Annotated in this window: 19 protein-coding genes; 6 read left to right on the top strand and 13 right to left on the bottom strand. The window is 69.4% G+C overall.

Annotation, left to right across the window (positions count from 1 at the left end; genetic code table 11):
- Positions 1–70: 70 nt before the first annotated feature.
- Positions 71–1,441 carry an amino acid permease gene (locus tag ACFVIV_RS28950; protein ID WP_379201667.1) on the top strand — a complete coding sequence of 457 codons (1,371 nt, stop codon included), beginning with the start codon at positions 71–73 and terminating at the stop codon, positions 1,439–1,441.
- Between the two features lie 6 nt (positions 1,442–1,447).
- On the opposite strand, the gene ACFVIV_RS28945 is transcribed toward ACFVIV_RS28950, so the two are convergent.
- From ACFVIV_RS28945 to ACFVIV_RS28935, 3 genes are all read right to left on the bottom strand, one after another.
- The gene (locus tag ACFVIV_RS28945) at positions 1,448–1,684 is read right to left on the bottom strand and encodes a hypothetical protein (RefSeq protein ID WP_379201665.1); all 237 of its coding nucleotides are present in this window, start codon (positions 1,682–1,684) and stop codon (positions 1,448–1,450) included.
- A gap of 114 nt (positions 1,685–1,798) precedes the next feature.
- Positions 1,799–3,109, bottom strand: a complete 1,311-nt coding sequence (locus tag ACFVIV_RS28940) for a hypothetical protein (RefSeq protein WP_379201663.1) — start codon at positions 3,107–3,109, stop codon at positions 1,799–1,801.
- 33 nt (positions 3,110–3,142) lie between these two features.
- Positions 3,143–4,468: a hypothetical protein gene (locus ACFVIV_RS28935; protein WP_379201661.1), complete on the bottom strand. Its 1,326-nt coding sequence runs from the start codon at positions 4,466–4,468 to the stop codon at positions 3,143–3,145.
- Positions 4,469–4,725: 257 nt separating this feature from the next.
- On the opposite strand from ACFVIV_RS28935, the gene ACFVIV_RS28930 reads away from it, so the two are divergent.
- Complete coding sequence (locus ACFVIV_RS28930) at positions 4,726–6,663, top strand: helix-turn-helix domain-containing protein (protein ID WP_379201659.1); 1,938 nt, start codon at positions 4,726–4,728, stop codon at positions 6,661–6,663.
- Between the two features lie 117 nt (positions 6,664–6,780).
- On the opposite strand, the gene ACFVIV_RS28925 is transcribed toward ACFVIV_RS28930, so the two are convergent.
- A complete protein-coding gene (locus ACFVIV_RS28925) occupies positions 6,781–7,299 on the bottom strand; it encodes a TrmH family RNA methyltransferase (RefSeq protein ID WP_379201657.1) in 519 nt (172 codons plus the stop codon).
- A 162-nt stretch (positions 7,300–7,461) separates the two neighbouring features.
- Positions 7,462–8,385 (bottom strand): esterase/lipase family protein, encoded by a 924-nt coding sequence (locus ACFVIV_RS28920; RefSeq protein ID WP_379201655.1) that lies wholly within the window; start codon positions 8,383–8,385, stop codon positions 7,462–7,464.
- Between the two features lie 103 nt (positions 8,386–8,488).
- Here ACFVIV_RS28920 and ACFVIV_RS28915 point away from each other — a divergent pair, with 103 nt between their 5' ends.
- Positions 8,489–9,100, top strand: coding sequence for a TetR/AcrR family transcriptional regulator (locus tag ACFVIV_RS28915; protein ID WP_379201653.1), 612 nt, complete (start codon positions 8,489–8,491; stop codon positions 9,098–9,100).
- Positions 9,101–9,108: 8 nt separating this feature from the next.
- Positions 9,109–9,912: an SDR family NAD(P)-dependent oxidoreductase gene (locus tag ACFVIV_RS28910; RefSeq protein WP_379201651.1), complete on the top strand. Its 804-nt coding sequence runs from the start codon at positions 9,109–9,111 to the stop codon at positions 9,910–9,912.
- Between the two features lie 892 nt (positions 9,913–10,804).
- Here the strand turns inward: ACFVIV_RS28910 and ACFVIV_RS28905 are convergent.
- The 5 genes from ACFVIV_RS28905 to ACFVIV_RS28885 are packed head-to-tail and all read right to left on the bottom strand — an operon-like array spanning position 10,805 to position 15,969.
- A complete protein-coding gene (locus ACFVIV_RS28905; protein WP_379201649.1) occupies positions 10,805–11,710 on the bottom strand; it encodes an STM4011 family radical SAM protein in 906 nt (301 codons plus the stop codon).
- A 5-nt stretch (positions 11,711–11,715) separates the two neighbouring features.
- Entirely contained in the window at positions 11,716–13,056 is a 1,341-nt protein-coding gene (locus ACFVIV_RS28900) for an STM4012 family radical SAM protein (protein WP_379201647.1), read from the bottom strand.
- Positions 13,053–13,883, bottom strand: a complete 831-nt coding sequence (locus tag ACFVIV_RS28895) for an STM4013/SEN3800 family hydrolase (RefSeq protein ID WP_379201645.1) — start codon at positions 13,881–13,883, stop codon at positions 13,053–13,055. Before ACFVIV_RS28895 ends, ACFVIV_RS28900 begins: the two co-directional genes overlap by 4 nt.
- A complete protein-coding gene (locus ACFVIV_RS28890) occupies positions 13,870–15,000 on the bottom strand; it encodes an STM4014 family protein (protein ID WP_379201643.1) in 1,131 nt (376 codons plus the stop codon). Before ACFVIV_RS28890 ends, ACFVIV_RS28895 begins: the two co-directional genes overlap by 14 nt.
- Before the next feature lie 3 nt (positions 15,001–15,003).
- Positions 15,004–15,969: an STM4015 family protein gene (locus tag ACFVIV_RS28885; protein ID WP_379201641.1), complete on the bottom strand. Its 966-nt coding sequence runs from the start codon at positions 15,967–15,969 to the stop codon at positions 15,004–15,006.
- Positions 15,970–16,120: 151 nt separating this feature from the next.
- On the opposite strand from ACFVIV_RS28885, the gene ACFVIV_RS28880 reads away from it, so the two are divergent.
- Both ACFVIV_RS28880 and ACFVIV_RS28875 read left to right on the top strand, forming a co-directional pair.
- A complete protein-coding gene (locus tag ACFVIV_RS28880) occupies positions 16,121–16,447 on the top strand; it encodes a hypothetical protein (RefSeq protein ID WP_379201639.1) in 327 nt (108 codons plus the stop codon).
- A gap of 40 nt (positions 16,448–16,487) precedes the next feature.
- Complete coding sequence (locus ACFVIV_RS28875; RefSeq protein ID WP_379201637.1) at positions 16,488–17,516, top strand: DUF6745 domain-containing protein; 1,029 nt, start codon at positions 16,488–16,490, stop codon at positions 17,514–17,516.
- Here ACFVIV_RS28875 and ACFVIV_RS28870 read toward each other — a convergent pair.
- The 3 genes from ACFVIV_RS28870 to ACFVIV_RS28860 all read right to left on the bottom strand — a co-directional run bounded on the left by ACFVIV_RS28870 (position 17,513) and on the right by ACFVIV_RS28860 (position 19,476).
- Positions 17,513–17,677: a hypothetical protein gene (locus ACFVIV_RS28870; RefSeq protein ID WP_379201791.1), complete on the bottom strand. Its 165-nt coding sequence runs from the start codon at positions 17,675–17,677 to the stop codon at positions 17,513–17,515. The two genes, ACFVIV_RS28875 and ACFVIV_RS28870, sit on opposite strands and share 4 nt — an antisense overlap.
- A gap of 150 nt (positions 17,678–17,827) precedes the next feature.
- A complete protein-coding gene (locus tag ACFVIV_RS28865; protein WP_379201635.1) occupies positions 17,828–18,307 on the bottom strand; it encodes a hypothetical protein in 480 nt (159 codons plus the stop codon).
- Positions 18,304–19,476 carry a hypothetical protein gene (locus ACFVIV_RS28860; RefSeq protein WP_379201633.1) on the bottom strand — a complete coding sequence of 391 codons (1,173 nt, stop codon included), beginning with the start codon at positions 19,474–19,476 and terminating at the stop codon, positions 18,304–18,306. Before ACFVIV_RS28860 ends, ACFVIV_RS28865 begins: the two co-directional genes overlap by 4 nt.
- Between the last annotated feature and the right edge of the window lie 146 nt (positions 19,477–19,622).

Below are 19,622 nucleotides of genomic sequence, written 5' to 3'. Positions count from 1 at the left end.
CACCTGAAAGGCCACGACAATGTCTGTCGTAACCCGCCGCCCCCGCACGCCCGTGACCAGGAGCGGGGTGATGCGGCGAATGCCCGTCAGCACCGCCGATACCGGCGATTTCAAGAAGAGTATGGGCCTATGGCAGCTGGTAGCGCTGAGCCTGGGCGGGCTGGTCGGCGCGGGCGTGTTCTCGCTGGCGGGTGTGGTGGCCAATGAGGTGTCCGGCCCGGCCGTGCTGGTGTCGTTCGCCATTGCCATCATCGCTTCCGGTGCGGCGGGCCTGTGTTATGCCGAATTCGCCGGCATGGTCCCGAAGGCCGGTTCCGCCTACACGTATTCCTATGTGGCACTGGGCGAGATCATCGGCTTCATGATCGGGTGGGATCTGCTGCTGGAGTACACCGCCATCGTCTCGGTGGTCGCGATCGCGGTATCCGGATACCTGAACTACATCACCCACTACATCGGATTCGACCTGCCCACTTGGGCGCTCGGCGCACCGGGCACCGGTGAGGGCCGCAAAGTGGACCTGTTCGCACTGCTGCTCTGCCTGCTGCTGGCCTACCTGCTCTCGCGCGGCACCCGCGAATCCGCCCGCGTGCAAACCGGACTCGTCGCCCTGAAGATGCTGATCGTCGCCGTGGTGGTCATCGCGGGCGCCTTCCACATCAAGGCCGGCAACTACACCCCGTTCTTCCCGTTCGGCGTGGGCAGCGCGGTATCCGGTGCGGCCCTGGCCTTCTTCGCCGTCTACGGCTACGACGCCATGAGCGCCGCCGCCGAGGAATCCAAGGACGGCAAGAAGCTCATGCCGAAGGCCATCCTGATCAGCCTCGGCATCGCCTCGATCGTCTACCTGCTGGTCTGCCTGGTCATCGTCGGCATGGTCAACTACACCGACATCGACGTCTCCGCCCCCTTCTCCAGCGCCTTCGACACCGTCGGCATGGGCATCCTCGGCCTGGTCATCGCCGTCGGCGCGGTCGTCGGCGTCACCACCTCCGCCTTCGCGAACATGCTCGCCGTCACCCGCGTCGGCTTCGCCATGAGCCGCGACGGCCTGCTGCCCTCCTATTTCGGCAAGAGCAGCGAACGCCGCAAGGTCCCCACCCGCGTCATCTGGCCGGTCGGCATCGTCTCCGCCCTCATCGCCGGCTTCCTCCCCATCCGCGAGGCCGCCGAACTCACCAATGTCGGCATCCTCATGGCCTTCATCGTCGTGGCGATCGGCGTCATGCGCCTGCGCAAGACCCGCCCGGACGCCGACCGCGCCTTCCGCACCCCCTGGGTCCCGGTGGTCCCGCTCATCGGAATCGCCTTCTCCCTCTGGCTGATCAGCCATCTGGATGTGATCACCTGGATCCGCTTCATCGCCTGGCTGCTCCTGGGCCTGGCCCTGTATCTGGGCTTCGGCTACCGCAATTCGAAGCTGAACGCCGCGGAGAACTGAGCCGCCTCACGGTGCCTGCCAGATCACCGGATCCGGCAGGCACCAGCCCGAGGTACGGGTCGATTCCTCGCTGCCCCGAATGAGCTGGGCGCCCACGCAGTAGTCGGCCGTTTCGGTGTCTGGCCGGTGCTCGGCGGCGGGGGACGCCTGGGCCGAAGCCGCCACCAGCACGGTGGCGGCGACGGCCGTGGCGGCCGCGGTGAGCGAGAGGGCGAGGCGGCGGGTGGATTCGATCATCGTCATGCCTGTGACGTTAGGAATCGCGAGCGCAGCGCCACCTCCCGCTGGAGCACGATTCGGCCCTGATACCGGGGAACTAGAGGAACCGAGGGGAATCCCCTGGCGGTGTGCCGATTCTCAGCACTTCTCCCAGTGTCCGGGGGAGGTTTCCTTGATCGTGCTCCGGGTGAAGGTGTTCCAGAGGCCCAGGTTCTGTTTCGAGCCGTTGGCGTAGGTGTAGCCGCCGGCGGCGTAGGCGCGGCCCGCGGTGGTGTGGGCGTAGTTGTTGTCGGTTACGCAGGCGGGGGCCGGGTCGGTCGTGGTCGGGGGAGTGGTTGTGGTGGGCGGGGTCGTGGTGGTGGGCGGTGCGGTGGTGGTCGGCGGGGTGGTTGTGGTGGGCGGGGTGGTGTCACTGGTGAGTTCGGCGATCATCGACATGATCGATTCCATTTGTTTGCCGCCGTGCCAGGCGTAGGCGGCGTCGCCGCCGTAGCCCCACCAGTTCCAGCAGCCGTTGGGGTTGGTGGTGCTCGCGGTGCTGAGCGGGATGGCCTGCGGGTACAGGACGATCATGTGGTTGGTGTCGGCGTATTCGTTGAGGTAGGCGTGCTTCATGAAGGCGTCGCCGAAGCCCTGGTAGCCGAAGCCTTGTTTGCAGCCGTGCAGGGCGACCATGAGGGTGCAGGTGGCGCCGTCGGTGCAGGATCGCGGGATGTAGGCGAATCCCTTGGCGTCCATGCTGATCGCGTTGGCATTGCCGCCGGGGACGTAGGAGTTCTGGTCGAACTGGACGAGTTTGCCGTTGAGGGCGGTGGCGGGGGCGTTGACGCCGCCGGTGAGTTTCGACAGCATGGCGCCGACCGGATCGGTGTCGCAGTCGTTGACGAAGGGGCTGGCGGTGCTGGCGCAGGCGACCGGGCCGATGGGGCTGACCCAGGCGTGGCCGGCGGGGCCGCTCTTGTCGTAGGTGACATTCGCGCCGAATTCCGAATAGTACGTCGCGAGATCGTTGTTCACCGGCTCCAGCACGGTCTGATCGCTGGTGCCGTGGTAGAGGTAGACCGGATCGCCGGAGAGGTTCGCGAGGGCGTCGACCTTGCCGGAGCCCGCGAGGGTGCGAGTTTCGGCGGCCAGTTCGGCGGGGGATTTGCGGGCGCCGTTCTGCATACAGCCGGTCTGGGCGCGGACGGCGTAGTCGAAGTCACCGGCGCAGCGGTACGGGCCGGCGCTGAAAATGCCCGCGCCGGAGAAGGTTCCGGAGTAGGCGATGTGGAGTTGGTTGGCCATGTAGCCGCCGGACGATATGCCCGAGACGTAGATGGAATCGATGTCGTAGCCGTGCAGATCCTCCGGGATGGGAGCGGGGACCGCGGCGAATGCGCCGGGCACGGCCGCCGCCGATAACCCGGCGACGACGGCCGCGGCGGCCAGTAGTTCTCTGAATCTCATGGGGGTTCCTCATCATTGGGGATGGAGCCTCGCTCAGCCCTGTAGTGCACAGGTATTGGCGAGATCACCGCCGGCGGGACGCGGCAGCGTCGCGGTCGGCGGGGGCAATTGACCGGTCGCGGTCCAGGATTCGAGCGCCTCGAAGGCGCTGCGGAAGCACGGCAGCATGGGGCGCAACAGGTTCGGATGCCGGTCGTACAGGCCGTCGACGTGGTTGCCGCCGTCGATGCGGTAGTAGCGGTGCGCGGCCTCACGGCCCTGATCCCGGATGAGAACGGCGTACACATCGGAGTCGCGGCCGATGGGCAGCAGGGTGTCGAGGGTGCCGTGCAGCGTGATGAGCGGCCGCTCGATCCGGCCGGTGAGCGATACCCGCCGCATGGCGTCGTGGACGGCGGCCGGGCGGGCGGCGTAATCGTAGTCGGCGTCGGAGCCGGTGTAGGCGGGATCGAACTCCTGCCGGTACATCCGTTGCGTGAGTTCCCAATACGCGGTGTTGTGGTACTCCCACAGCGGTTCCGAGGCGGCGTCGAAACCGGCGTCCAGCACGGCATTGCGCGCGCCGGGATCGTGCGCGAGGTCCGCGTAGCCGCGCAGCGCCGGCGGCAGGAAGCTCAGCAGGTTCGCCCCGTCGGCCTGCCACAGGCTGCCCTCCCAGTCGACGCCGCCGTCGTAGAGCCACGGCGCGTTCTCCAACTGCCAGCGGACCAGATAGCCCGCATTGGAGATCCCGGCCATGAGGGTGTTGCCGGCGGGCCGCCCGTAGCGCTGCGCCACGGCGGTCTGGGCGGCAATGGTCAGCTGCGTGACCCGGGTATTCCACTCCGCCACCGCATCTCCGGGCGCGACTCCGTCGCGGTGGAACTCGGCGCCGGTATTGCCCTTGTCGGTGGCGGCGTACGCATAGCCGCGAGCCAGCACCCAGTCGGAGATGATGAAGTCATTGGCGTACTGCCGCCGGTTCCCGGGTGTGCCCGCCACCACCAGCCCGCCGTTCCAGTTGTCGGGCAGGCGAATCACGAACTGGCTGTCGTGATTCCAGCCGTGATGGGTATTGGTGGTGGAGCCGTCGGGGAAGTAGCCGTCGATCTGCATGCCGGGCACGCCCGACGGATTCCGGGCTCCACTCGGATGCAGCCCAGCCCAGTCGGCGGGCACGGTGTGCCCGGAGGCGACGGTCCCGGCCGTGGTGAGATCGCCGAGGCAGGCGGCGATCTGCGTCTGCGCACCCACCACCAGCGGCGCGGGGCATTGCGCGAGAAGCACATCCGGGGGCGCGGGCAGCGTGGCGTATCCGGCGATCACCGCCGTTCCCGCGAGCGCGGCGGTCAGGGCGGTCAGGCGGCGAAGCGGCGGCATCGAACTCCTCCTCGAGCGGAAATGCCGGAAATTCTGTTCACCGCGCGGACATGGAGCCAGGTGGTGGCGCGCCATATTGGGCGGGGGTGATGTGGTGGGGATCACCATTGGCTGGATCGGCTCTTACGGCAGGACGCGGTCACGCAGTATGTGGTTCCCGCGGATATTCGCGGCCGCAGATATGTGGGGTGACCACATCGCCGTATGCCGGTGAGCGGCCTAGGGTTCCGCAGTATCGGGTGATTGCGGGAGGCAGTGTGGGGCGTCCGGGAACGGCGGCGAGCTGGGAGATCTTCTTCGGACTGCTCGAACGCGAGGCATCGGCCGTGGAATTCGAGGCGCCGGTGCTGGAAGCCCGCGCCGCCGGTGTGTCACCCGCGCACTTGGCCGAATTGGAGTCCGCCAAACTCGCCGCGCTGCGGGTGCGGGCGCTGCTGGAACGCCGCGCGCGCCGGGAAGCCGAGCTGGCGGCGCTGTTCGATACGGCCAGCGATCTCGCGGGACTGCGGGACGTCGATGCCGTGCTGCAGGCCATCGTGCATCGCGCCCGGCGGCTGCTGCACGCCGACGTCGCCTATATGACCCTGCCCGATCGCGACCGCGGCGACACCTATATGCGCGTCACCGACGGCTCCGCCTCACAGCAATTCCGGATGACCCGGCTGCAATTGGGCGCGGGCCTGGGTGGGCTGGTCGCCCAGACCGGCATGCCCTATTGCAGCGCGGACTATTTCGCCGACGACCGCTTCCAGCACACCCCGGAGATCGACGCCGCGGTGAAAGACGAAGGGCTGGTTGCCATTCTGGGCGTGCCCATGCGGCTGGGCGACCAGGTGATCGGCGTGCTCTTCGCTTCCCATCGCAGTGTGCGGCCCTACGGGCCGGAGGAGATCGCGCTGCTCGGCAGCCTGGCCGCACACGCCACCATCGCCCTAGACTCCGCCCGCCTGCTCACCGAAACCCGTTCCGCCCTGGCCGAACTCAGTGCCGCCAATGCCGCCATGCGCGCCCACTACATCACCGTGGAACGCGCTGCCCAGGCTCACGATCGCATGACCAATCTGGTGGTGCGCGGCGGCGGGGTGAACGAGGTCGCGGCCGTGGCCGCGGACATTCTCGGCGGCCCGCTGGTGGTGCTCGATGCCGAGGGCCGCCGCCTGGCCGCCATCGACCCGCCCGGCGTGAGCGCCCGCGACCAGCTCGACGACGATCACCTGCTCGGCGAAATCATGGCCAAGGCGGGCAAACTCGGCCGCACCGCCCGGCTGCGCGACCTCTGGGCCGCGCCCGCCGGGGCGGGCAGCGAACCGCTGTGCACCATGGTGCTGCAGCAGAGTGAGGAGCTCTCCGGCTCCGATCAGCGCATTCTGGAACGCGCCACACTGGTCACCGCGCTGCTGCTGCTGTTCCGCCGCAGCATTGCCGAGGCCGAGGGCCGGGTCCGCGGTGAACTGCTCGACGACCTGCTCAATGGCCGCGTCCCCGATCGCGAAGCCCTGCACAGCCGCGCCACCCTGCTGGGCATCGACCTCACCCAGCCGCACGTCCTGGTGGTCGTGGACCACGGCCCGCAGCGCCGCCCCGCCGCCTGGACCACCGACCACGCCCTGTCCCGGCACGGGCTGGCCGCCACCCGCGGCGAGCACACCGTCGTCCTGCTGCCCGGCTCCGACCCGACCGCCGCCGCCCGCCAGCTCGCCCGCGAATTGACCAGCGCCCTGGGCTTTTCCGCCACCATCGCGGGCTCCGGCCCCGTGGATCTGCCCACCGGCGCCGCCTCCGCCTACCAGGAGGCCCGCCGCTGCATCCAGGCCCTCATCGCCCTCGGCAAGGAGGGCGCCACCGCCAGCGCCGACAGCCTGGGTTTCGTCGGGCTGCTGCTCAGCCGCGGCGCCGATGTCGGCACCTTCCTCGACAGCACGCTCGGTCCGGTCCTCGACTACGAGGACCGCCGCGGCACACCCCTGATCCAGACCCTGGAAACCTATTTCGCCAGTGGCTGCAACCTCACCGCCAGCGCCAAACGCCTGCACATCCACGTCAATACCGTCACCCAGCGCCTGGAACGCATTACCGCGCTGCTCGGCGCGGACTGGCAGCACCCGGATCGCGCCCTGGAAATCCAGCTCTCGCTGCGCCTGCACCGCCTGCGCGAATCGGCGGTCCTCACCGACAGAATCGAACCATTGCAATAGGCAATCAGCAATCCCTATATCCATCGATTGCGGCAGCGGCATTTCCAGTTGTTCGATGTGCTGCCGATAATCGGCACCGCCGTCGCCGTCGCCAAGGAACAGCGACTGCTGACCTGATCAGCACAGCCCGGCGAGCTTGTAGAGCACCAGCGATCCCGCCACCGCCACATTGAGGCTGCTGCCGGAGCCGACCATGGGTATCTCGACCGTCAGATCGAGCTGCTCGAGCCCCTCGGGCGGAATTCCGCTGCCCTCGTTGCCGAGCACCATGACGGTGCGGCGGTGCGCGGTGGGAAGGTCCGCGAGACGGATGGATTCATCGGTGAGCTCCACGCCGACGAGCGCGGAACCACCCTGCCGCTGGCGTTCCAGCCACCGCTCGGCCCGACCCTGGACCCAGTGCACGCAGGACCGCTGCCGCAGCGTATTGCCCTTGTCCAAAGCCTCTGGGACCCAAGGCAATCGAGGCACAGCCAAGCAAGCGCCGGTCGCATCGCAGGTGCGCAGCAGCGTGCCCAGGTTGACCCCGTGTTTGGGCCACAGGGGTGCGGCAATGAGGTGATTCCAGCACCCGTGGGCGCGGGGCCGGCGATCGCGGCGCAGTTCGGCGCGCGTGCGCAGCCGCGCGGCGGTCATCGGCGGGCGGGAAGACCCTTCCCTTGGGGGAGAACGAGATTCATGCGAACGATGCTTCGCGGCGCATCGGGGCCATCGTCGGAAACGATCGGTACCGACCATGATAGGCCAATCCCTCGTGGGTACGAAGTCGTCCCCTCCGGCGACTCCGTACCCACGGCTTCACTGTTGTGCCACCGAATAGAGCGGCACGACGGTGCACGGCGGGGTGACCGCGTGCACCGGGTCCAGGGCGTTGGCGATCAATGCCACCGCGGTGGGGGAATAGGGCTGGGCGAAATGCTGGGAGAAATCGGTGGGGCAGACGGCGTCGATGTACTGCGTGCTCGCATTGGGAACCCCGGCGGGAGCGTGCATGCCGCCGAGCAGCCCCATTTCGTCCGCGCTGTCGGTGATCTGGGTGTAGCGGACATCCGGTTGCAGCACTTGGGCTTTGGTGATCGACCACGGATCGAGCAGATTCAGGCCGCCGGGTTGGACGACGCCGTTGTAGAGGATCGCGTCGTAGAGATCGCGGGGAATGAGCCCGCTCGCCACTTCCATGACATCAATGGGCAGCCCGGTCATGGTGTAGGGCGAGGACAGCAGGACCATCTGGTCGATCTCGGCCGCGCCGCCCAGCTCATTGGCGTAGTAGCGCGCGACCACGCCGCCCTGGGAATGCGCCACGATGTCGACCTCCGCCGCTCCCGTCGCGGCGAGTACGCGGTCGACGAGCGCCCCGACTTCGGCCGCGGACAGGGGAATCGGGTCCATGCCATTCAATCCCGGTCCGACGGGATACATGGAGCGCCCGAAGTTGAGCGTGAACACGCAGAACCCGCGATTGTGCAGATACGGAGCGAGCGCGGTCCAGTTGACGGCCTCGGACAGGAAGGTCGAGCCAACCAGCACAACGGGTTTCGGCAGCTCGGCCGACGGGGTGCACCCGTAGTCATTGGCCCCGGCGACCGCGCCGTTCCAATCGGTGGCCGCGATCCGCAGCATCTCCCCATTGCCGTACGGCACCGGCAACTCGGCCGCCGCCGCACCGCTTCCCACCGTCGCCGCGACCGCGAGGGCGAGCAGCAGACCTGCGAACTTCATTCCGAACCTTACGAACGAGCCGATGAACACGGACACGCTAACATGAACATGATTCATGTTCATGTTTTTCGAGTAGGAATTCGTCGTGGAAGGATGACCAGCCGTGCCCACGGAAGGACTTCGCCGGCGCGCGCCCAGTCAGCAACGCAGCCGCGCGCGGGTCGATCGGATCCTGCAAGCGGCCCGGGAACTGCTGGAGGAGAGCGGGCCGGGGGCCGTGACGACGCGCGCGGTCGCCGAGCGAGCCGGGGTGCCGGTCGCTTCGATCTATCAGTACTTCGCCAATCGTGAAGCGGTGCTGCAGGAATTGACGCTGCGCAGCGTCGGTGGCATCGACGCGGACATGTCGGCGCGGGTGGCCGAGCTGCGGGTCGGTTCCATCGCCGACGCGGTGGATCAGATCGTGGCGCTGCACCACGCGCTCTACCGTTCGCACCCCGAAGTCGTCTCGATGTACTACGCGCGGCGGGAATCCGGGTTGTTCCCCGATCCGCGTGAACACCGCCGCCGGTTGGCGGGCATGGTGCACGGCCTGCTGCTCGACCGCGGGCTGCTACGCCCGGATACCGATCGCCTGGTCACCGAGGTCGCGGTGGAGCTGGGGGATCGCCTTCTCGAACTCGCGTATCACCGTGACCCAGTGGGTGATCCGGCCATCCTCGCCGAGGCGCGCCTGGCCATGACGCGCTACCTGGAGGCGTACGCCGCGGCCTAGGATTGCCCATGGAAACCGAAGGGGCGCAGATGAACAACACATGCACGGGCCGGGTGGCGCTCGTTACCGGCGGCGGGCGCGGCATCGGCCGCGCCACCGCGCTCGCCCTGGCGGGGAGCGGGGCGGCGGTCGCGATCACCTGGGCGCGGGACGAGCAGTCCGCCAAAGACACTGTCGCCCAGATCGAAGCCGCGGGCGGCGCCGCCCTCGCCGTGCACGCCCCGGTGCAGGATTACGCCGCCGTCGAGGCAATGGTCGAGCAGGTCGTCTCCGGACTCGGGCCGATCGGCATCCTCGTGCACAATGCGGGCATTGCCAGCCGCGGCAATACCGTGGCCGACACCCCTATTGCCGAAGTCGAGAAACTGCTCCAGGTCCATGCCTTCGGGCCGCACAATCTCACCCGCCTCGTGCTGCCGTCCATGCGGCAGTGCGAGCGCGGCGACATCATCATGATCAGCAGCGTGGCCGCGCACACGCTGGCCGCCAATGGCGCGCCGTACAACATGGCCAAGGCCGCGCTGGAAGCGCTGGCCCACACCCTGGCGAAAGAGGAGGCGGCCAATGGCATCCACGTCAATATCGTCGCCCCGGGCCTGGTGGCCACCGATATGGGCGACCGGCTCACCGTGGCGGTCACGGGCGGCGCCGCCCGCCGAGCCGCGGACCTCGATGCCGCCTCCGCCTTCGGTCACGTCTGCCGACCGGCCGAGGTCGCCGATGTCATCGACTTCCTGGTCTCCCCGGCCGCCGGTTACCTCACCGGCCAGCGCATTGTGGTGGACGGCGGCGCCAGCCCGCACCGGCCGTAACCGGCGGTACGGCTCTTAGCACGCGGCTCCCCGCCGCACCGCGCGCACGTCTGCCACGGCGGCGGGCCGACCCCGGATATCGTCGTACCCGTTGTCGTTCCACGAGCCGGTCAGAAAGCGGGGTCAAATGCACTGGGACCAGATGACCGCCACCCCCGACCACCTGCGCGTCAGCGTCGCCCGGCTGCGCGGCGGCACCGTGCAGCAGGACATTCTCGAGGCGCTGCTGGAGGCCACCGACGGACCCTGGGTGGGCATGCTCGACGCCGACGCCCGCTACACCGCCGAGCTGAAACTGCACCTGGTGGGCCGCTACCGGCTCACGGCCGCGGTGACCAGCGCCGGCAAGCTGTCCCTCGCCCAGCTGACCGACCTCACCTCCGGTAAGCCCAAGGACAAGGTCCTCTCCACCAAGGCCGCCCTCCGGCAGGGCTTCGACGACGAGAAGATGCCCAAGCCCCCCGCCTGGCTGGCCTACATCCAGGAGTGGATCCGGAATGCCAGCGCCGTCGTCGACCGCCGCGCGGTCATCGAATACCACCTGCGGGGCGCGGATCGACGCCTGGCCGCCATGGACGACACCATTGCCGGCATGCGCGCCAGCCTGGACGAACGCATCCACCTGCGCGACCAGCTCGCCGCCGAAATCGCCGACCTGCGAGCCGAACTCGACCCGAACGACACGGGGGCCGTGCCGCCGGCCATCGGCGATGCCGCGGGCGTGCCGCCGTTTGCCGCCGATGCCGCGGATCCGATGCCCGACATGGCCGATGCCGTCGATGCGATGCCCGACACGGCTGACGCCGCGGATGCGATGCCCGATATGGCCGACGCCGCCGACACGATGCCCGACGTGCCCGCCCCCGCGGTCGCGATGCCGGGTGCCGCTGGCTCAGCCGACGCGATGCCCGTCGTCACCATCACCGTGGACGCCGAGTTCGAGGTCGGCGACGCCGGGAGCGGCGGGGATGCGTTCCAGGACTCCGCCGGCGAAAACGTCGTAGAGGGGGAGGGTTTCGAGGTGGACGTAGCCGATGTGGCAGTCGCACACGGCGAGGGGGCAGGGGCGCCGGGCGAGGGCGCTCCGATAGGAGCCGTCGTAGAGGTTGCCCAGGATGTCGCGGACGAAATGGCAGCGGCGGACGGCGCCGTCGCCGTCGACGGAGACGACCGTGGAACCGGTGCGGCAAGCCCGGCCGGCGGAGGCGTGGGCGTGACGGCTGAAGGGGAAGAGCGGATCGAGAGCGGTCCAGACGGCGGCTTCGGGGTCGGTGTAGGTGTGGCCTTCGGCGGCGTTCACCCATAGATAGACGTGTTCGGGGAGGTCGGCGCGAAGGCGACGGGCATGCGATAGGTGCTCGGGGAGGCCGACTATGCCGACGCTGAAGCGGATGCCCGCGGCGGCCAGCTCTCGCGTTTTGGCGAGGAAGCGGTCGTAGGGCGTCTGGCCGGGGTGATACGTGCACCAGAGCGCGACGGTTTCCGGATCGGCTTCGGCGAGCCAGTTGGTGCGGCAGCTGAGGTTGGTCTGGATGGCGACGCGCTCGATATGCGGCTCATGGGACAGCTCGATCAGCGCGCGCCGATACCAGGAGCGGACGAGGCCCTCACCCCATGGCGTGAAGAGAATCGACAACCGGTCCCCGGTCTGCCGCCGGGCCCAGGCGGTGAAGCGGTCGAGGGCGTCGCGGTCGGCGCGCAGCTGGGCGGTCGAGTCGCGGCGCTTGGCGAACGGGCAGTACGGGCAGTCGTAGTCGCAGGAGGACAACGGGCCGCGATACAGGAGGGTCAGGTCCACGCGGGCTACCGGAGTTCGTAGGCCGACATGGCCGATCTGACTGCGGGAGAGAAGAATTCGGGACCGATCGCATCGGAGTAGGACAGTCCCGCCGGAGTCAGCCGCAGGTGCGCGGCGGCCGGATCGGCCAGCCAGCCGCGCTCGGCCAGCGTCCGCAGTTCGCCGGGGAAGTCCTGATGGGGATCGGCGCCGAAGCGCTCCCGGTAGTCGGCGGCCGCGAAACCAGCGGCCTGCAACAGGGATTGGAGCAGGAATCGGCGGCGCGCCTCGTCCTCGTCGATGGCATGGCCCACCGTGGCGCGGCTGAAATCCGTTGTGGCGGCGTAATCGTCGATGATCGCCCGGACCTCGCGCATGGAAACCGCGTAATCGAACGAGTAGTGCAGGCCCGAGGTATAGGAGCGGGCTCCGCAGCCGAGGCCGATCATGCCGTCGGTCTGGCAGGCGTAATCGTCCGGCCCCTGCGGCGGGGCGTCGAGGCGGCGGAACATGCGCATGGAGACCTGCTCGTACCCCCGGGCGAGCAGATGATCGCGGCCCTCGCCGTACAGCCGCAGTCGCTGAGCATCCCAATCCCGTTCGGACACCGCGGGATCGGCATGGCGATCCAGTCCGGTCAGCGGGCGCACATACAGCGGATAGAGGTAGATCTCCTCCGGCCGCCAGGCCAGCGCCGCATCCAGGGACTGCCGCCAGCTCGACGAACTCTGGCCGTCGATGCCGTAGATGAGATCGATATTGAGAATCGGGATCCCGGCCGCGCGGATGCGGCCCAGGGCGGCCTCGACATCGGCGCGGCGCTGTGGCCGCACGGCCGCGCGCGCCTCCTCGTCGATGAAGCTTTGCACGCCGAGGCTCACCCGCGTGGCACCGCGCTCGGCGAGCACGGCCAGCCGGTCCGCGGTCGCCGTCGCGGGCGAGGCCTCGACCGACAGCGGAATCGCTCGCAGGTCCGCGCCCATCACAAGTTCGGCTGTGTCGCAGAGCCTTTCCAGCTCTCCGGCTTCGAGAAAGGTCGGGGTGCCGCCGCCGAAGGCCGCATTCGCGAAGCGCACCGGCTCCTCGTCGCCGAGTGCTTCCCGCACGGCGACCGCCTGCCGGGTGAGCGCGTCGAGATACCGCCCGGTCAAACCGTCGGGCGCGCCCACCCGTGTGAAAAGGTTGCAGAACCCGCATCGCACCTCGCAGAACGGTATGTGCAGGTACAACGAGAGCGCCTGGCGCGGTTCGCCTTTCCAGAGCTCCGCCAGCGCGGGCCGCGGATGCAGCGGCCGGTACGCCGTCTTGTGCGGGTAGGCGTAGACATAGCTCTGATACGGCCTGGGCGGAACGAGGGTCGCGGTCATGCGGAACACTCCAGGGGGTCCAGGAAGAAGTGACCATAGGGAACGGTCCATACGGACTCGTGGCCGAGGCGGTGCCCGGTGAAACCGTCGTCCCCGTAGGCGGTGCCGTGATCGGAGCACACGATGGCGAAACACCGGCGGCGCGAACGCATCGCATCGAACAGCCGGCCCACATGACGGTCGATGTACTCCAGGGCGGCGGCATGCGTGGCCCGGCTGTCCCCGGCCGCGCGGGTCGCGCCCGGCAGATAGAACCAATTGGGCTGATGCAGCGCGGAAGCATTGAGGAACAAGAACACCCGCTGCCGCGCGGGCAGCTCGGACACCACCTTCTCCGCCCGCGCCACCTGCTCCTCGAAGGAGGTCGGGGAGGCCACCGAGAACCCCGATTCCCAATGACTCTCCGCGAACAGCCCGGGCAGCACATTCCCCAATGCGCCCTGCTTGTTGAAGAATCCGACGCCGCCGATACACACCGTGTGATAGCCCCGCGCCGCCAGCGCGGTCACCAGATCCGGTTCGTCGAAGACGAAGGTGCCGTCCGCGGTCGTCTCACTGCCGGCGAAACGGGCGGCGAACAGCCGGGGATGCGGACCGGGCGTGGCCGGCGTCGGCAGGAACCCGGCGAAGATGGCCTGGTGTGAGGCATAGGTGAAATTGCCCGGGGCGTGGCGCTTCTCCCAGCCGGAGGACGGCAGGTGCGCCATGAGATTGGGCAGTCGGCCCGCCTCCGCCAGCTCGACCGCGACGTCGTAGCGCAAGGTGTCGAGGGTGAGCAGCAGCATGTCGTCGCGGCCCACCACCTCGTTCATATCAGGCCGGTGCATGCGTGCGCTCCTGGGAAAGTCGTTGTGGTGTAGCGCCGTACAGACGCTGGGCCGCGCGGATCTGCGCCGTGTAGGTGTCCAGCCCGGCCGCCGGTCCCTCCGGCAGCCCGGTGAGCCGCGGCAGCAGATCGCCGAAGGCATTGACCTCGCCGACGGCGAACCGCCGCCAGCCGGTCGCGGGCAGCAGATCGACGCCCACGCACAGTGTTCCGGGAAAACACGCGGCGGCCTGTTCACAGATGGCCAGCGCCTCCGCCCAGCGCTCGCCCGCCACCGCGCGCACCGCCGCGAGATCGCCCCGCCGCCCGCCCAGATGCAGATTGGTCAGCGGCGCCCGGCTGGTCCGCACGACCGCGTGGGTGGCGCGGCCCGCCACGACGAGCACCCGCAGATCGGCCGCCCCGCCGCCGAGGGACGCCTTGGGCAGCCACCGCTCGATGTGCAGCCCATCGGGTGCGAGACGATCGACGATGGCCGCTACCCGCCGTTCCTCGGTGTACCGGCGGATCTTCAGCGAGTTGTGCAGGCCCCCAGCCGAATCCACTTCGACCGAGGTGGTGGCCCGCACCCGCCCGGCGCGGGTCGTCTCGATCGCCAGCACCCCCGAGGCCGAGGACCCGTGCGCGATCTTGACGAAGGCGCGGGGCATACCGCCCGCCCGCATCAGCGCACGCACATCGGACCAGCCGCGCACCGGTTCCCGCGCGCCCGAGGTGGGGGAGGGCGGCACCGGCACGCCCGCGTCCACCAGCCGCGCATGGCACAACCGCTTGTCGAACAGAATGCCCAGCTCGGTGGGATCGTCGAGCCGGATCCCGCCCCGCAGCGACCGCACCGCGTCCAGGAACCGCGCGTACCAGCGCGCCGAACCCTCCACGCGCGTGGGCTCGTTCACCCCGCGCAGCAGCTCGTCCACCTCGGGATTCTCCCCGGGCGAGTCCAAGCGCACGAGTTCGTCCGCCGCGAACCCGTGCCCGCCCGCACGCAGTACGTCACGCCACCGCACCACGCGCGGCGTCACCAGCCCGGCCGCCTCCGCCGCCGCGAGAAACATCCGCACCCGCCGGTTCTCGCCATTGCCGACGACGACCCACCGATACGGAAACCCGTCTGCCAACGCTCACTCACCGACCGCGACGAAGCGCCACACCTGGTCTTCGTCCTCGTCCTCCTCCGCGTCACCGGTGTCCAGATTCAGCGCCACGCCCGCGGGTTCGAGGGTTTCCCGCAGCCGGGTGCGCATGGCCTCGCTGAGGTAGTTGTGGTGCATATCAAGGGTTTTCAAATGCCCGAGCGGCTGCCCGGCGAGCAGTGCGGCCGCGCCGTCATCGGTCAGCACGCCCATCGACACATCGAGCGCCTCCAGCCGTGCCACCACCGGCGCGGCGGCCAGCTCGGCGCAGATCTCATCCTGGATCTCACTGTTGCGCAAGCCCAGATGCTTCAGCCTCGGCAGCCGTGTCCCAGCGAAAATCGGTGCCAACTCCGCGATTTCGGTATCCCCGCCGTATTCCGAGGTGCCCAGCCACAGGTCGAGATGGGTGAGCGCGGGCAGATCGCTGTCGGCGATCTCACGCGCCACCTCGCCGGGCAGGCCACCGGTCTGCACGGTCAGCTTGCGCAGTCGCGCGTGCTCGATGGCGTCGAACTCCAGATTCTGCCCGCCGCGCACGCCGAACTCCTCCAGCGCGGGAAAGGCTTCCAGCAGTGGAGTCACCGAACCCTGGTTGATCCAGGAGATCTCACACTCGTCGAAGGTGATGTCGCCGAGGAACAGCCCGCGCAGCGCGGGGAAGCGGTCCCGCGCCTCGGTGATCGCCTCGATGACGTCCGCCGGGCCGTTGTCGTGCACCTCGTTCCACATGCCCACGATGATCGCCCGCACCCGCGTCGAATCGACCGCCACCAGGAACCGGGCGAAGTCCTCCGACCACGGGTCCTCGGAGTCCCAGTCCGACAGGCGGATCCGCCACGCCACCGAGTCCGGCGCGGGCAAGGCGGACTTGCGTTTGCGCAAGTCATCCGCGTCCGGGAAGTCGAATACGGGCAACCCGTAGAACTCCTCCAGGTGGTTCCCGATGGTCATGTGCGCCCCGCCCCTTCTGGCCAGTGCCGGTGATCGATGGGTGCTTTCTACCAAGCCCGGCAGACAATCGCACGGGCGGCCGGACTTGTCGGTGCGCGGCGCTACCGTCCTTGGCACGGCACCGATTTCGTGCCACGAGGGGAGCAGAATCATGTACCGGCAAGGCGATGTCCTGATCGTTCCGCTGGCGGAGGCCGCCGTACCCGAGCGGGCCGCGAAAGCGCCGTCCGAACCGCGCGATGCCCGCGGCCGGCTGGTGCTCGCGCTCGGCGAGGTCACCGGCCACGCCCACGCCGTCCAGGGACCCGGGCGGCTGGTTCGCGAGACCGGGGCCTTCGGGCCCTTCCTACTCCACCTGCCCGAGGGCGGGCGCGTCGTGCACGAGGAGCACGCGGCCATCCCGCTGCCCAAGGGCTGGTACCGGGTGATCCGGCAGCGCGAGTACGTGCCCGGCTCGGTGCGGATCGTCGCCGACTGAACCCGGATCCCACACAGCGACAAGAGAATCGAGTGAGCAAGTGACAACGCAGGCGCAGTGGCGCGCGATCTCGGCGATGACCGGCCGCGGCGACCGGGCGGCGGCCGAGGCCGGGGTGCGCCTGGCCTATCGGCGGGCCGGACTGGCCGAACCGGAGCGGATCGTCTGGGCCGCATCGCCCTTGGAGGCCGTGCGCAAACTCTGGGCGGTCGAGCCGGAGGGCCGGCCCATCCTGCGCGGCACCGGCGGCAGCGTTCGCGAGGCGCTGCGCAGCCGTCCGTGGGCGGCCGAACGCGAACGCCTGCACGCCGCCCTGGGCCCCAAGGGTTTCAGCGATCACTGGCAGGCCACCGGCGCCGACCTGTGGGAGCTCACCCGCACCATCGTCGACCGGATCAGCGCGGGCGTCGTCGCCGCGGTGGCCCGGGATCGCAAGCAGGAGACCAGGGTCCGCCTGCTGCTGCTCGACGCCGTCCTGGGCCAGCACGACGCCGCCTGGCTCTCCGCCTTCGACACCACGCCCGGCAACCCGCTCGACGGACTGGCCGCGGTGGCCCGGGAAGCCGGCTGGTGGTGGCCCTACGAGAAGGTCGCCATCCTCACCGACCGCCCCACCGAACTCCACCGCGACGAGGCCGGTCGCCTGGACCGCGCCGACGGCCCCGCCCTGGCGTATGCCGACGGCTTCGTCCTGCACTCCTGGCGCGGTATGGCGGTGGCGGGGGAGTTCCTCGCCGGGTTGCGCACGCTGACCCCCGAGCGCATCCGGCGCGAGGAGAACGCCGAGCTGCGCCGCATCATGCTCGAGTACTACGGCTACGACCGCTACCTCTCCGAATCCGGGGCCCGCCCGCTGCACCGCGACGAAACCGGCGTGCTGTGGCGCATCGAGCTACCCGACGACGAGGACGTGGTGATGGTCGAGGTCATCAATTCGACCCCCGAACCGGACGGCACCAGCCGCACCTATTGGCTGCGCGTCCCGCCGGAGACCCGGACCGCCCGCGAGGGCGTCGCCTGGACCTTCGGCCTCAGCGCCGAGGTCTACGAGCCGCTGCGGCAAACCTAGTTCGCCGCGTCCGCACTGCTCGGCGGGGTGGTCGGGGCAATGCGGATCACACCGTCGTCGAGGTTCACTTCCAGGCGCGGACGGTGCGGTTGCCCGCTGGAATCCTCGCTGCCCTCATCGGTCAGCTTCTTGCCCGGGAACAGTTCGCCCATGATGCCCACGGCTTCCACGGTAGCTCGCGCGGGCGAGTGTTTCGCGCCCCGCCGAGGGGTGTACGGGGCTCGGCGGGGCGCGGGTCGGACCGTCGATCGGACCGATGAACCCGAGCTTGGTACATCAACCTTTGTTGAGGTCAAGTCGGCCGGATCCGGTCACGGGCGTTCGGCGTCCGGGGGCCAGAGGATGGTGACCGGGATGCCGCGGCGGCGGGCGGCCGCGACCACATCGGCGGTGCCCCCGTAGCCGCGGGCGGGCTTGCCGTCCCAGACCGCGAGCAGCTCGTCGGAACCGTCCAGCATGCGCAGGTTGCCCGCTTGGTGGGCCTCGGAATCGGACTCCTCGCGGTCGAGCTCGACCACCTCCGAGGCCGCGGCCAGCAGCCGGTCGTAGACCGGATGGTGCTCGGCGGGCAGGCTTTCGCGGTACTTGCGGGCGGGAACGACGGCGGTGAGCTGCCCGCCGTGCTCGAGAACGGCTTGGGCGAAGAGCGAATCCGGCCCGTCGGCAAGGCAACTCACGCCGTACAGGGGAGGTTCGGCCCGCTTGCCCACCGCGGCGTGCAGTGCGGCGGCGACCAGCTCGAGGGTGACGGGCGGCAGCCCACGATGCCCGGTAATGGCGACGCGGGTCATTGGTCTCGTCCGTAGAGGGTTGCCAGGGCCTCGTCGAGTGCCCTCGCCTCCACGGTACGGGCCGGCAGACCCGCACGGAATGTCCTGGCGGTCCGCGTGATTCGCTCGCTGTGATAGCTCAGGCCGACGGTCAGCGCCTCGGCGGCCAGCGCGCACCCGGCCTCGATATCGCCGCTGCGGGCGAGCACCTGCGCGTGCTCGACCTGCACCAGCGCCCGCGGTTTGGCCGCGGTCAGGGCGGAGCCGGCATGGACGAAGGCGAGATGGGCCCCGCGGTGATCACCCAGCCGGGCCAGCGCCGCGGCCTGATACCGCGCGGCCTTGGGCGCGTCGAAGACGAAAACCCACGGCCATTGCGGTTCGCCGCGTTGCCGATCCACCAGTTTGTCCGCCCGCCGCATGGCGGAATGCGCATTGGCGCGGTCGCCGGTCGCGGCATAGGCGACGGCCAGCAGTGAGGTGAGCCAGGCGGTGGCGCTGTCGGGGGCGTCGGGCCCGAGCTGGTTGGCCGCGGTGCGCAGCAGGGTCAGCCCGGCGCGCGCATCGCCCATTTCCACCGCGTAGTGCCCGAGGCTGGCGGTCATATAGGACACGAGCAGCGGATGGTGTGTGCGCTCGGCATGCCGGATGGCCTCCACATAGCGCCGCCGCGCCGCCGCGTCGTCACCGCGGTCGGCGGCCAGCCATGCTGCCAGACCGGCGATTTCGGACAGGGCGCGGAAGCCGCTGGAGGTGCGCAGCCGATCCCGGACTACTCCGGCGACCAGGTTCAGATGCGCGTCCACCACCGGCGCCAGCCGATCCGACGGCACCGAGGATTCCATCCGCCGGTAATTACCGGTCGGTCCCGCCATGGTGTCGATGAGCTCGCTCTCGGTGGGCGCGGCATTGGACAGCACCGCCCCCGTGGTCAGCACGAGCGCGCTCGACAGGAACTGCTTGCGGTTCACGCTCTCGTCATCCGCTGCCCGCGCCGGGGTGGCGAAGCCGAGCTCGGCATCGGTCGCCACGTTCAGCACCGCCCGCAGGGCGGCGCGGTAATGCTTTCTCGGCCACGTCGTTTCGCCTCGCTCCCACTTGCCGACGTGCCGTTCGTCGACGGCGCCCCGCTTGCTCGTAATCCGGAAGACGTGATCGTTGACGGCGTCCGCCAACTCCCGGCGAGTCATGGATTGACCTGGCGCACCGGGTGATTCCATACGCGAGCGAGCGGCGATGAGCAGCTCGTTCCGTCCGGTCACGGCATGCGGCCTCTCTGCTGGACCTATCCCGAGAATAGGTCTTCCACGGATTTGCCGTGCCGTCATGACCCAGG

The organism is Nocardia sp. NPDC127526 (genome assembly GCF_042672265.1).
Lineage (GTDB): Bacteria > Actinomycetota > Actinomycetes > Mycobacteriales > Mycobacteriaceae > Nocardia.
The sequence above is the reverse complement of the archived record's forward strand: the minus strand, read 5'-3'. Positions and strand labels throughout refer to the sequence as shown.

What these genes read in the sequence shown, in the direction of transcription:
- ACFVIV_RS28950 (WP_379201667.1), top strand. Translation starts at nt 71, where the DNA reads ATGCGGCGAATGCCCGTCAGCACCGCCGATACCGGCGATTTCAAGAAG.
- ACFVIV_RS28945 (WP_379201665.1), bottom strand. Translation starts at nt 1,684, where the DNA reads ATGACGATGATCGAATCCACCCGCCGCCTCGCCCTCTCGCTCACCGCG.
- ACFVIV_RS28940 (WP_379201663.1), bottom strand. Translation starts at nt 3,109, where the DNA reads ATGAGATTCAGAGAACTACTGGCCGCCGCGGCCGTCGTCGCCGGGTTA.
- ACFVIV_RS28935 (WP_379201661.1), bottom strand. Translation starts at nt 4,468, where the DNA reads ATGCCGCCGCTTCGCCGCCTGACCGCCCTGACCGCCGCGCTCGCGGGA.
- ACFVIV_RS28925 (WP_379201657.1), bottom strand. Translation starts at nt 7,299, where the DNA reads ATGACCGCCGCGCGGCTGCGCACGCGCGCCGAACTGCGCCGCGATCGC.
- ACFVIV_RS28920 (WP_379201655.1), bottom strand. Translation starts at nt 8,385, where the DNA reads ATGAAGTTCGCAGGTCTGCTGCTCGCCCTCGCGGTCGCGGCGACGGTG.
- ACFVIV_RS28910 (WP_379201651.1), top strand. Translation starts at nt 9,109, where the DNA reads ATGGAAACCGAAGGGGCGCAGATGAACAACACATGCACGGGCCGGGTG.
- ACFVIV_RS28900 (WP_379201647.1), bottom strand. Translation starts at nt 13,056, where the DNA reads ATGACCGCGACCCTCGTTCCGCCCAGGCCGTATCAGAGCTATGTCTAC.
- ACFVIV_RS28895 (WP_379201645.1), bottom strand. Translation starts at nt 13,883, where the DNA reads ATGCACCGGCCTGATATGAACGAGGTGGTGGGCCGCGACGACATGCTG.
- ACFVIV_RS28885 (WP_379201641.1), bottom strand. Translation starts at nt 15,969, where the DNA reads ATGACCATCGGGAACCACCTGGAGGAGTTCTACGGGTTGCCCGTATTC.
- ACFVIV_RS28880 (WP_379201639.1), top strand. Translation starts at nt 16,121, where the DNA reads ATGTACCGGCAAGGCGATGTCCTGATCGTTCCGCTGGCGGAGGCCGCC.
- ACFVIV_RS28865 (WP_379201635.1), bottom strand. Translation starts at nt 18,307, where the DNA reads ATGACCCGCGTCGCCATTACCGGGCATCGTGGGCTGCCGCCCGTCACC.
- ACFVIV_RS28860 (WP_379201633.1), bottom strand. Translation starts at nt 19,476, where the DNA reads ATGACTCGCCGGGAGTTGGCGGACGCCGTCAACGATCACGTCTTCCGG.